Source organism: Dokdonella sp. (assembly GCF_051958935.1).
GTDB lineage: Bacteria > Pseudomonadota > Gammaproteobacteria > Xanthomonadales > Rhodanobacteraceae > Dokdonella_A.
Window position 1 is genome coordinate 1 of record NZ_JBQCFP010000165.1, and the last position, 12,829, is coordinate 12,829.

Genomic DNA, 12,829 nt, shown 5'->3' on the forward strand with positions numbered 1-12,829 from the left:
GCCGAGGCCATTGAGCACGGCGGGATGCGTCGGGGCGAGCAGCAGCGCCGCCTCCAGCGCTTCGAGCGCCTTGCCGGCGTCGCCGCCGGCGAGGCGCACGCTCACGAGGTTGCACAGCACGTCGACCGAGCGCGGCGCGCGCGCGCGCGCGGCTTCCAGCGCGATGAGCGCGTCCGCGCCGCGACCGAGCTGGAACAATGCGATGCCGTGCAGGCGCGCGGCTTCGGCGTCGTCCGGCACGCGCGCGCGCAGGCGTTGCGCTTCGCCGGCGGCGAGGTCGGGACGACCGCTCGCGACGAGTTCGGCGATGCGGTCGAGTTCGGCGGTGACGTCGGCGGGCATGGCCCGACATCCTCGCATGCCGGCGCAACCGTCGGCCATGATCGCATCGTGCGCGAGCTGCCGCTGGCGACGCGTCGTGGCACCATGCACGAATGGTCCCGCGCTCGTGGCGGGCGCACGGATGTCGACCTGCATGAGACCCGGATGGTGGCTCGTCTTCGCCTTCGCTTGCGCGTGCTGCGCGATGTCGATCGACGTGGTGCGTGCGGCGGACCCGGTGCGTGTGCACGTATCGGCGGGCAGCGCCGATGTGTCGTTGAACCCCGATGCGCTCGCCGCGATCGGCGTGCGCATCGCGGCGATCGAACGCGCACGCACGCACCAGGCCGGCAAGGCCGGCAGCGCGCACGAGACGGCGAGTTTCGATGCCGCGCCGGATGGGCGCCTCGAACTGCGCGTGCGGGACGGCCTCGTCGCGGGACTCGGCGAGGGCGCGCTGCGCTATGCCGGCGGCATCGTGTTCGAGGCCGGCGAGGTGAAGGCGGACCTTCGCGGTTTCGCGATCCGCGCCGCCGGCAGCGGCGCCATGGACGTCGCGATCGCAGACGCCGGCGGCATCGTGTGGCTCGTGGCCGACCACGCGCACTACGACGTGACGACACACGTGCCGGCAGAACTTTCGGTGCGACAGATGGACCTGCGCATCGCACCGGCATTCGCCGCCGCGCTCGGGCGATCGCCGCTCGCGGGCCGCGTGATCGGCACGCTCGCGTTCCGCGCCGTGCTGGACGCCGCCGATGCCAAGGCGATCGCCGGCGGCCACTGCGACGCCCCGTGGCCGGCGCCGGGCCGGCTCACCAACATCCGGCTCAGCTATTCCAATCTCAGCGGCTTCTGGGATTCGATCTACGTGCCGCGCTGCGGCCTGCCGCCGCTGCCGGACGGCGGCGCGTGCACGGCCGACAGCACCCGCGGCAAGGTCGTGATCAGCGCCGACGCGAGCCTGCGCAACGTCGGCGAGACGGCGGTGGCGTGGTATGCGCACTTCAGCGGCGAACATCCGCCGTACGGCAACGACCAGCACCCGTTCCTCGTGTGGAATCTTTATCGCATCAACGGCGACGGACGCATCCGGCAGGTCGGCGTGTCCGCCGCCAAGCACGCGTTCTTCTCGATCAACGAGCGCTGTCGCTGCGCGGGCGGCAGCGTGTTCTGGCCCGGCTGCGAGGACATTTATTCGGCGAGCAGCAACGACAACGGCAGCGGCAACGGCGAGCAGAATCTCGCGCCGCGCTCGGAGATCGTCCCGTTCACCGGTCAGTGGGCGCGCTGCGGCTCGGTGTGGGACCGCGACTGCGACGGGCGCATGGATCCGGGCAGCGGCGCGCAGGACCTCTACCGCTATCGCATGCTCGTCGACGAGAGCGACCTGCTGCCGCCGCTCGCGACTGGCGCGCGCTATTTCTTCGAGTACTGGTACGTCGTGCGCGACGACGCCGACGTCTACGACACGATGGGTTACCGCGAGATCCGCCCGCGCAAGAACGGTGCGGCATGGCAGGTCGAGCTCGTCGGCGCCGGCGCCGACGCTCCTGGTTTCTTCCTCGGGCCCGTGCTGAACCGCTGGGTCGATCCCGCGCACGAGGACGCGACGCGCACGAATCGCGAGCTGCGCACGCCACACGGACGCGCGCGCGTGGCCGCGATGGCAACGGACCTCGGAGGCGGGCGCTGGCGCTACCAGTACGGCGTCATGAACCTCGACTTCGCGCTCGTGCGGATCGATCCGCGCCACCCGCAGGAGCCGAAACTCGCACTGCTCGACAGCCATGGCTTCTCGTCATTCGGCGTGCCGCTGGCGAACGGCGCGGCGATCGAGTCGGCGCGCTTCGACGACACCGATTCGGCGAGCGCCAATGACTGGACCGTGCGCGCGGGCGAAGGCCACCTCGCATGGACGGCCGCATCGACGCGCGACGCGCTGGCCTGGGGAACGCTGTACCGGTTCGAGTTCGTCGCGCGCGCCGCCCCGCGCGTGGGCAAGGTGGCGATCGGGGCCGGCGAAGCCGCGCGCTACACGGTCGATGCGATCGTCCCCGGTCGCTGAGCGCTCGGCGACCGCGCAGCGATCCGCACCTGCTGTGCTAGCCTTCGGGGCTGGCGATGCCATGGGGATGGCATGGACGCTGCGCGCACGAGGGTTGGCTCCGCATCATCGCGGTCGACCCGACCGCCGCCCAGGCACAGGAGTGGACTGCCCCGTCGCGCTGCCGCTGGGAACTTCCGCAATCGCTCCGGATTGGTGTGCATGACATGACTGCAACCGCCTCACTGCTCGCACGACGGGCATTCCTCGTGTTCTCGCTCGTCCTTGCCTGCAGCGTGGCGCGTCCCGCCTTGGCCGCGGATGGTCACGACTGGCTCGACGTTTCCAAGAGGCTCGCCCATCTCGGCGGCGGCGTCGATTTCACGCCGCACGGCACCCAGCCCGGCCTGTTCAACGACCTCATCTACGCCGACAACTGCGCGAGCTGCCATCGCGGCAACAACACGGTGCAGGAGCCGACTCAGACGACGTACCGGCCTTATTCGACCTGGGCCGGTTCGATGATGGCCAATGCCACGCGCGACCCGCTGTTCTGGGCCGCGCTCGACGTCGCCAACCACGACGTCCCCGGTGCGGGCGATTTCTGCCTGCGTTGCCACACCTCGCGTGGCTGGTACGGCGGGCGCGTGGTGAAGGGCGCGTTCGGTGCGGCCAACGACCCGACGCTCGGCAGCGCGGGCTGCCTGCTCGCGGGCAAGTACGATTCCGCCGACGACCTCGACTCCGACTTCGGCGGTACGACCTGTCATTTCTGCCATCGCCTCATGCCGCAGGGCCCGCTCGGCGAACCCGGCTACATCGGCAATGCGAACGCGTGGGTCGACGACGACCAGTGCGAGACCACCGGCGACTTCGAACCCTGCCGGCGCGGGCCCTACACCTACAGCGGATCGCAGCCGCCGCATGCGTGGGCGCAATCGTCCTACCATGCACAGAGCGAGATCTGCGGACTCTGCCATGACGTGAGCACGCCCGATACGTCGAACGGTCCGCTGAAGACGCTCAAGCTCGCCAATGGCACCGACACCGGCCTGCCGTTCCCGATCGAACGCACGTTCTCCGAATGGCAGCAGAGCCAGTACGCGCAGGCCCCGCAACAGACCTGCCAGGCCTGCCACATGCCGATGAGCGAAGATCCGGATGCGAGCGCCTGCATCTTCACCGGGTTCCCCGATCGCACCGGGAACCTGCCCGTGCATGCGTTCGCCGGCGGCAACACGTGGGTGCCCGGCATCATCAAGGGCCAGTACGGCGACGGCATCGTCGCCAACGGCGGCATCGACCGCGCGGGGTCGTTTGACCAGACCACGGCATGGGCGAAGCAGATGCTCGCCGGCGCCGCGACGTTGGCGACGACGATCCAGGACTACACGCCGCCGAGCGGTTCGACGCCCGGCGCGATGACCGTGCAGGTCAAGGTGACCAATCTGAGTGGCCACAAGCTGCCGAGCGGCTACTCCGAAGGGCGCCGCATGTGGCTCAATCTGCAGGTGCGCGACGCCGCCAACGCCCTCGTGTTCGAAAGCGCCGCCTACGACGGCACGCACGCGACGCTGACCCGCGATCCGCAGGCGCGCATCTACGAAGTGCTCCAGGGCATCTACAACCACAACGGCACCAATGCCTGCGATGTCGCGGATGGCGCCGGCAAGGCGATGTTCCACTTCGTGCTGAACGACTGCATCGCCAAGGACAACCGCATCCCGCCGCTGGGCTTCCGGCCGGCGACGAGCGGGGACCCGAACGGCTACACCCTGCGTCCGGTCGGCGCGAACTATCCGGAGACGTCACCGGGTTCGGGCGTGCTCGTCAACTACGACACCGTGCCGTACGCGATCACCGTTCCGGCCGGGACCGCCGGCCCGCTGACCGTCACGGCGCGCCTGTACTTCCAGACGTCGAGCCGCGACTACATCGAATTCCTGCGAGATCAGGCTGCCGCGAACGGCACCGCCGCCGAAAACACGATGTGCGCGAGCGGGCCCGGACGGCCGTTCGAGGTCGGACCGCAGGACCGGACCCGTGGCCAGTACATGTACGACCTCTGGAGCGGTGCGGAGGCGGGCGACCGCCTGTTCGCCGACGGATTCGACGGCGTGCTGCCCTCGTTCTATGGCAAATCGCCGCCCGAACTCATGCAGTCGGCGAGCGCGACCACGCCCTGAACGGGGTACGCCGACAACGGCAGGCCAATAAATGCTGCGCTGCGGCACGCAAGCCGCGGCGACAGTGCTAGATTCGAGGTTTGTGCCGCGGAAGTTGCGACCGGTGATCCGGCCGGAGCAGCGCGGCGGCAGGACGCTGCCGACACGGCATTGGGCTTGGCCCGTCCGCACGAGCGGACGGCCGATCGTTGCTTTGGGGGCTCGATGAAGCGTCTTTTCCTCTCTGTCTGCATCACCATGGCGTGCATCTCCGCGGCCAACGCGGGCATCGCCGACCGCGTCGCCAATACCAACGTTCCGGCCGCCCAGTCATGGTCGGCGTGGGGCGGTTCGATGGGCGTACGCTGGAACTACGACTTGATGGCGAACCTCGGCGTGCGTGTCGAGTCGCGCTCGGGACAGACCCGCGAAACCGATTTCCGCGGCCATGAATGGTTCGGCCTGCGCGAAGCGGGTGGCCTCGTCTTCAGCGTGCACGATGCGTCGCTGCAGAAGTTCAATGGCGGCTCGCTGACGGTCAACGGCGGCTACGTGCTCGCACTCGCCGACGGCAGCCGCATCGACCTGCGCAATGCGACGCTGCGCGTGAATGCGAACAATCCGCTCGTGCTCGACCTCGTCTCCACCGACGGCAAGGTGTGGTTCTTCACCGACCGCCTCATGTTCGAGCTGACCAACGGCAATCGCACGCTGAGCGTGCACACGGCGGACTTGCGCATCACGCGCGAACTGGCCCAGCGGCTGCACGCGCCCGAAGCCGAAGGCTGGGGCCTGGGCGATTTCGCGATGAATACCGACGTGACGATCGAAGGCAGCGGTGCCGAACCCAATCGCGTCTGCTCGACCTACCCGTGGCCGGGCGCGGCCGTGCCGGGCGTACCCGGTGCGACCTACCAGGCCGACCTGTTCATGCAGAACATCTCGATCCAGTCGGTCGGATGCCAGAGCTGCAGCGGCGCAACCGGCAACGGCATCGCCGGTTTCGCACCGTCCTCGACCCTGCGCAACAACGTCAACGATGGCACCGCGCAGCAGACGATCTCCGATCCGCTCGGCACGAGCGCCGCGCTCTACACCGCCGACGTCGCCTGGTTCACCAAGTTCAGCGGCAACAATCCGCCTTACAACAACGACCAGCACCCGTTCCTGATCTGGAACCTGTACCGCGTGGATGCGAACGGAGGGATCACCCAGGTCGGTCGTTCCGGCGTGAAACATGCGTTCGTCTCCACCAACACCGGTTGCACGAGCACTTGCGGCACGTTCGGCGGGCATGCGCTCGGCCTCGGCTGCAGCGACACCTATTCGAGCGGCAACAACGACAGCCCGAGCGACATGGGCCCGCGCAGCGAGATCATCCCGGCGACCGGCCAATGGGGCCGTTGCGGCTCGATCTTCGACACCAACTGCGACGGTTCGCAGAACAACAGCGGCAACACGAGCTGGACGCAGCGCATGAAGGTACCCGAGAAGCGCCTCGCGCACTCGAGCGGCGACGGCGTCAGCTTCCTGTTCGAGTCGTGGTACATCGTTCGCGACGACATCAACATCTACAACTCGATGGCGACCGAATCGGTGAATCCGCAGTTCTCCGGTTCGCAATGGGCCCTCACGGGCGCTTCCAACTACCGCCTCGGCGGTGCGATCGATCGCTGGGTCGATCCGTCCAACCCGGGGCCGAATGCGCGCACCTCCGAACTCAAGGTTCCGGAGGGACACGCGAAGCTCGCGGTGAAGGTCACCGATCTCGGCGGCGGCCGCTGGCGTTACAACTACGCGGTGATGAACTTCGACTTCGCGCGGGCGGAGACCCAGGGCGCCGAGCCGAACCTGCGCGTGCTCAGCAACAAGGGCTTCGACGCGTTCAGCGTGCCCGTGCCGGCGAACGTGCGTCTGCAGGGCACGACGTCGGATCTCGGCGAAAGCGACCCGTCGCTTCGCTGGAGCCAAACCGTCGCGAACGGCCAGCTGACCTGGAGCGCCAGCGCGAGTGCTCCGGTGTTCGGCGGTCCTTCGACGACGCCGGCAACGTTGCCCACGCTGGACTGGGGCACGCTGTACTCGTTCTCGTTCATCACGACCTCCGCCCCGGTGGAAGGCTCCGCGACGCTGCACGTCGCGCAGGCCGGCACGCCGGCCTCGTACGAGCTCGCGACGCTCGTGCCCGGCGGGGCAAGCCAACGCTGAACGAAGCCGGGCTCCCGCCGTGAAGCATCGCGGCGGGACCATGCCGAGCCGGCGGGGTGGGATGATCGTCTCGCCCTTGCCGGTGCGGCGCGTGTACATTCGCTCTCTAGCTCTCTCGCGCCGCATCCATCGGCGGGCACCCGCGCGCCGCCGTCATCCTGGGGATGATCCATGAAGCACCTGGACCGTGTCGCGCCGTTTGCCGCCCGCACTCCATGCGGCGAAGGCGACGTCTGCGCGGATACCTTCGATGCATCCTGACGCGCGCCGCCTCCGTCGCGCACTCGCGGGCATCGCGGCGCTGTTCGCGGCCACCGCGGCGTTCGCACTCGACTACACGCCGCACGGGACGCAGCCGGGGCTGGCCGTCACGCTCGGCGCCGTGAGCGTATGCATCGACTGTCATCGCAGCCTCGATCCGGCGAATGCGGCCTTCATGCCTCACTCGACCTGGGGCGGATCGATGAAGGCGAATGCGATGCGCGATCCATTGTTCTGGGCCGCGCTCGACGTGGCCAACCATGACGCCGCGTCGGAAGGCCATGCCGGCGTCGGCGACTACTGCCTGCGTTGCCACACGCCGCGTGGCTGGCTCGGCGGCCGGGTCGTGAAGGACGGTGCGGGCGGCACGACCGGAGCGGGCGGCGAGAGCGGCTGCAAGCTGGTCGGAAACTACGCCGCGAAAGACCGCGAGAACAGCGACTATTCGGGCGTCGACTGCCACTACTGTCATCGCCTCATGCCGACGGGCGCGCAGGGACAGGCATTCATCACCGGCAACGCGAACGCCTGGGTCGACGACGCGCTCACCTGCGACAACACGCCTGGGTTCTTCGGGCCCTGCCGGCGCGGTCCCTACCAGTACCCTGCGGGCAGCATGCTCGAGGCGCCGCACGGCTGGGCTTATTCCTCGCATCACACCGGTTCGGCGATCTGCGCGACGTGCCACGACGTGACGACGCCCGACACCGACGAGGGTCCGCTCAAGACGCTCATTCGTGCCGACGGCACCGACAGTGGCCGACCGTTCCCGATCGAGCGCACCGCCACCGAGTGGAGCCGCAGCCTGTTCGCCGACGCGATCCTGCGCGACGGCTTCGGCGACGCGCCGTCGGGCATTCCCGTGGTAGCGACTGCGCAGCCTTGCCAGGCGTGTCACATGCGTTCTTCGCAGGACCCGCTGGCGAAGGCGTGCGAAGTGAATCCCGCCGGATCGCGCACCGGCAACCTGCCCATGCACGAGTTCGCCGGCGCCAACGCCTGGGTGCCCGGCATCATCAAGGCCGAGTACGGCAGCAACCTGCTGCAGCAGCCAGAGGATTACGACCGCACGATCGCCGCTGCGCGCGACATGCTCGCGGCGAGCGCGACCGTGGCGACGACCGTCACCGGGTACACGCCGGCGACGCCCACGACCGCAGGTTCGCTTTCGCTCGAGGTCGTCGTGACCAATCTCAGCGGGCACAAGTTGCCGACGGGATATCCCGAAGGCCGGCGCATGTGGCTCAACCTGCAGGTGCGCAGCGCGACCGACGTCCTCGTCGCCGAGAGCGGTGCCTACGACGCCGCGACGGCCACGTTGACCGAGGACGCGCAGGCGCGCGTGTACGAATCGCTGCAGGGCATCTGGGATGCGCAGGCGCAGACCTGCGCGGTCGAGTCCGCCGGCGCGAAGCAGTTCCATTTCGTGCTCAACAACTGCATCGTTAAGGACAATCGCATTCCGCCGCTCGGGTTCCGCGTGAAGGCCGCCGACGACCCGGAAGGCCTCGAAGTGGGGCCGGTCGGAGCGAACTACCCGGAGACCTCGCCGGGTTCGGGCGTGCTCGTCAATGCCGACCGCGTGGCGTACAGCTTCCCCATCCCGGCGGGCACGACCGGTCCGCTCAGTGCGACGGCGACCCTCTACCACCAGGTCGCGAGCAATGACTACATCGCGTTCCTGCGTGACGAGGCCGTCGCCAACGCCTTCCCGGCGGAAAACGACCTGTGCGCCGGTGGCCCCGGGCGACCGTTCACGGTCGGTCCGCAGGCGCTGTCGCGCGGTGAATACATGTACGAGTTGTGGACCAATCCGCTGCACGGCAAATCGCCACCCGAACCCGTCGCGACTTCCGTCGCACTGGCCAAAAAATCGTCGCGCCGACGCTGACCGCGCCGCGACATGATCTGCGAGACCGGTAAGAACACGTGAAATCGACACTTCGCCACGCCATCGTCCTGCTCGTATTCGCATTGGCCGGCTGCGCCGCTACGCCGGGTCCGCGCCCCGCGGCCCCCGCGCCCGAACTCGTCGCGAGCGACGCGCCGGCCGACGGGCGCATGAAGGGCATCGTCATCAATCGCAGCTACGAGGACTTCTTCGTGCACGAAGGCGTCGAGACGCGCCGCCGCATCGAGCTCGCCTGGGACTACGATCGCGGCACCGCGATCCGTCGGACCTACGACCTCGATGGCAAGCTGCTCGCGAATGAAGACGTCGCCGGCGCCGAAATGCGCCTCACGCCCGACGAGGACGAGCGCGTCAAGGCGCTCGTGCGCGGCTATCCGGGCGGTCTCGGCAAGCTCGCCGAGCGTGCGGGCGTGGTGATCTGGGCCGGCGGTTTCGTGATGCGCAAGCCCGGTGATCGTTACTGCGACCGTGGCACCCGCTGCATCTATGCCATCCTCGCCGAAGATGGCGGGTTCACGCCGCTCCAGCGCGCGATCGTCGACCTACAGCGCGATCGCGTGGTGTATCCGGATTTCGACGCGGAGTCGCGTCGAGCGAAAGAAAGTCCTTCCTTGGGGAGCCACTAGAATGCGTATGCGTCGATCTCTGTCGTTGTTGACGTTGTTGCTGCTGGGCGGCTGGGCCGCTCCTGCATTGGCCGACTCGCCGACCTGTTCGGGCAGCGAGCACCTGCTGAGCTGGCCGAGCGCGAACCCGATCTGGGAGATGTGCTGGCTGCCGCCGAGCCAGAGCGTGGGCGCCGATGGTTCGAGCCTCGAAGTGCGCAAGGTCCACTTCAAGGGCCACCTCGTCATGCGCCGCGCGCACGTGCCCATGCTGTTCGCCGAGTACAACAGTTCCACCTGCTACCGCGACTGGAAGGACGCCGACGCAAGCTTCCTCGCCGACCATGCCGTGCAGAACCACCTCGGGGTCTCGGTCGATCCGCCGCAGGCGACGACATCGTGTGACCGCTCCGCCGCGCCGGTCACCGCCTATGGCGATTGCCCGTTCCAGCTGCCGGGTTATCCGAACTCGACCGCGGGATGCGCCTCCGGCGTCACCCTCGAGGACGGCGGCGACCACGTGACGCTGACGACACAGCATTCGGCCGCGTGGTACCAGTACACCTCGCGCTGGACCTTCTGGTCCGATGGCCGCATGGAGCCCGAGTTCGGCTTCGGCAACAACGACGGTACCGGCAACGAAACCACGCACTGGCACCACAACTATTGGCGCATGGAATTCGCGATCGACGATCCGGCGAATGCGGTCAACACGATCAGCATCAACGACGTCGACCAGACCGCCGAGTTCAGCGACCTGCGCAATGCGACCGGCGGGCCCGGCGGCACGCCGCGCACCTGGGAAGTGCGCAATGCGACGACCGGCAACGGCTACCGCCTCGTGCCGGGTGCGGACGACTACCTCGTGCCGGCCAACGAGTCGGGCCGCGGCTTCCACACCGTCGACGTGATGGGAACGAAGCAGCACGACGGCGAGTACGGCGACCGCTCCGACAATCCGCACGGCGCGTGCGCGATGAACCAGTCGGCGCTCGTCAACGGCGAGAGCATCGCCAACACGTCGGTCGCCCTCTACTACCGCGTATCGGTGCGCGATACCTCGCACGACGAATGGCCGCCGGGCTGTTCGGGCGGTGCCTGCCAACCGCAGGACTCGATGGTCTGCAAGAAGCGTGGCCCCACCTTCGTGCCGTTCGGACCGTGGGCGGAGACGAACCCGGGCCAGCCCGCGGCGACCGTCGCGCCCGGCAATGTCGAGGTCACGGTCGAGCAGGGCAGCAGCGCGACCGACATGTTCGGCCTGACCAATTCCGGCGACGCCGGCAGCACGCTCACGTACACGATCGACACGGCACCGATCACCTGCGCGAACCCGGCGCCGGTGGCGTGGCTCGGCCGCTCGCCCGACCAGGGTTCGGTCGCGGCCGGTGCGACGGCGATGATCACGGCAAGCGTCGACGCGGGCAGCCTGAACCCGGGCGCCTACACCGCGATGATCTGCGTGCACAGCAACGATCCCGCGCATGCGCTGATCGAGGTGCCGGTCACCGCGACCGTGAATCCTCTCGCCGTGATCTACGCGAACGGCTTCGAGTCGCTGTAAACGCCGAGGGGCGGGCGCCGCCGTCGCGGCGCCCGCATCCGTGCGCGCGGCTCGTCGCGGCAACCGTGATCAGCCCGGCGCGTTTCGATCTCGGGTCGTGCCGACCGCGTATCGCTCGCCTCGTGCAGGGAACGAGCATCACATGGCCGACGCATCGCCCGCGTCGGGCTCGATCACGGAGGGCGCCCCCCTCGCGGGCGGTGAGCGCAAATGCGAACGCCTTGATCGCAGGGCGGGCGAACGCGCGTCGCGTTCGTCCCGCGGCCTGCTTCAACGCGGCGGCGAGAATTCGAGGACGTGCTGGGCGGGCCCGGGCAGGAACGGCGTCGCTGCGCCGTGTGCCCAGTCGGCATGCCCCGCGCCGTAGTACGGCGACAGCGGGTGGCCGCTCTGTCCGCCCGGCATCATGAAATAGCCGTGGGCTTCGTCGCCGGGCGCGACCGCGAAGCGTTCGGAGGCGCCGAAGTCCGGGCCCTGCACGCGCGGCATGTGGCTGTCACGGGGCAGCGCCTCGTACGGCATGTCGAGCCAGCGTGCGACGAACGAGGGCAGGCCGCGCGACAGCGGATGCGCGATGCGCGCGGTGTTGCGTTCGCCCCAACTGCGTTCCGCGAGGCCGCCGCGTTGCCCGTCGAGCTTCGCGGCGGCCCGGTCGATCGCCGCGATCAGCAGGGCGTCCCAGTCGGCCGTGCCCGGCGGCAGCAGATGCGCCGGACGACGCGAAAGGAGCTTCCACACCGCCTGTTCCGACTGCGGCATCTTGGGCAGTGCGAAGTCGGGAAACTGTTGGCGCACGGCGGCTGCGAAGCCGTCCATCACGGTGTCGATCACCTCGCCGCGCCATGCGCGCACGAGGCGGTAGGCGACCGAGTCCGTCGACGCGCGCCCGTGCCAGTCGGCGAGGATCGCCTGGATCGCCTCGTGCTGCGGCGTCTTCGGCGCGCGATGGAGTTCGAAGGCGAGCAGGTCCTTCCAGTGTTCGAGGAACAGTGCGCGATCGTCGAGCTGGATCTTGAGGAGGTCCGCCGGCGCGAAATGGTCCTTCGCGCGCAGCGCGTCGCGGATCTGCGCCGCGCGTGCGCCGAGGTCGTAGCCGCCGTCGCCGACGAGCGCGAGTGATGGGCCTTCGACCATGCGCTGGTTCGCGCTCCACAGGCGCTGCCAGGGCGGGTTGGAGATGAGCGGATGCAGGTCGTCGGCGACCCAGCCGTCCCAGCCCGTGCCTGCGTTCGACCAGTCGGACGGCAGGTTCGGGTCGTAACCGCCGATGCGCTTGGGGACGCGGCCCGCGATCGTCCAGGCAATGCTGCCCGCCTTGTCGCCGACGAGGAGATTCTGCGGAGGAATACCGCTCGCGTGCGCAATGGCCACCGCCTCGTCGACCGAGTGCGCGTTCTCGAGCCGAACGAGCTCGACGTCGATGCCACGAGGCTGCTGCGCGACCCAGGCGAGCGCGAGTGACGTGCCATCGGCGTCCTTGGCGAGGATCGGCCCCCAGCGCGTGTCTTCGATCTCGATCGTCTCGTCGTCGCCGCCGTGCACGCGGATGCGTTCGGCATGCTTCTCGGTGGTCGCCCAGCCGTCCGGTACGCGGTAGCGCGTGGGATCGTGCGGATCGCGCAGCACGCGCACCCAGTCGGTCGTGTCGACGTAGCTGTTGGTGAAGCCCCAGGCGACGCTGCCGTTGCTGCCCGCTACCACCGCGGGCGTGCCCGGCAATCCAGCGCCGGTGACGTCGACCTTCAC

At 68.9% G+C, this 12,829-nt stretch carries 8 protein-coding genes; 6 read left to right on the forward strand and 2 right to left on the reverse strand.

Going from position 1 to position 12,829, the window contains the following annotated elements:
- A partial coding sequence (locus tag ACTHK2_RS15670) for a tetratricopeptide repeat protein (protein WP_440246654.1) occupies nucleotides 1-342 on the reverse strand: 342 nt, incomplete at its 3' end.
- Between the two features lie 133 nt (nucleotides 343-475).
- Between ACTHK2_RS15670 and ACTHK2_RS15675 the strand changes: the two genes are divergently transcribed.
- From ACTHK2_RS15675 to ACTHK2_RS15700, 6 genes are all read left to right on the forward strand, one after another.
- The gene (locus ACTHK2_RS15675; RefSeq protein ID WP_440246655.1) at nucleotides 476-2,389 is read left to right on the forward strand and encodes a hypothetical protein; all 1,914 of its coding nucleotides are present in this window, start codon (nucleotides 476-478) and stop codon (nucleotides 2,387-2,389) included.
- A 206-nt stretch (nucleotides 2,390-2,595) separates the two neighbouring features.
- Nucleotides 2,596-4,554 (forward strand): hypothetical protein, encoded by a 1,959-nt coding sequence (locus tag ACTHK2_RS15680; protein ID WP_440246656.1) that lies wholly within the window; start codon nucleotides 2,596-2,598, stop codon nucleotides 4,552-4,554.
- 204 nt (nucleotides 4,555-4,758) lie between these two features.
- The gene (locus ACTHK2_RS15685) at nucleotides 4,759-6,741 is read left to right on the forward strand and encodes a hypothetical protein (RefSeq protein ID WP_440246657.1); all 1,983 of its coding nucleotides are present in this window, start codon (nucleotides 4,759-4,761) and stop codon (nucleotides 6,739-6,741) included.
- Nucleotides 6,742-6,991: 250 nt separating this feature from the next.
- The gene (locus tag ACTHK2_RS15690; RefSeq protein ID WP_440246658.1) at nucleotides 6,992-8,893 is read left to right on the forward strand and encodes a hypothetical protein; all 1,902 of its coding nucleotides are present in this window, start codon (nucleotides 6,992-6,994) and stop codon (nucleotides 8,891-8,893) included.
- 38 nt (nucleotides 8,894-8,931) lie between these two features.
- Nucleotides 8,932-9,540, forward strand: a complete 609-nt coding sequence (locus ACTHK2_RS15695; RefSeq protein WP_440246659.1) for a hypothetical protein — start codon at nucleotides 8,932-8,934, stop codon at nucleotides 9,538-9,540.
- Between the two features lies 1 nt (nucleotide 9,541).
- Nucleotides 9,542-11,083, forward strand: coding sequence for a COG1470 family protein (locus ACTHK2_RS15700; protein WP_440246660.1), 1,542 nt, complete (start codon nucleotides 9,542-9,544; stop codon nucleotides 11,081-11,083).
- A 270-nt stretch (nucleotides 11,084-11,353) separates the two neighbouring features.
- On the opposite strand, the gene ACTHK2_RS15705 is transcribed toward ACTHK2_RS15700, so the two are convergent.
- Nucleotides 11,354-12,829 (reverse strand): penicillin acylase family protein (locus tag ACTHK2_RS15705; protein ID WP_440246661.1); only part of this gene is annotated, 1,476 nt, incomplete at its 5' end.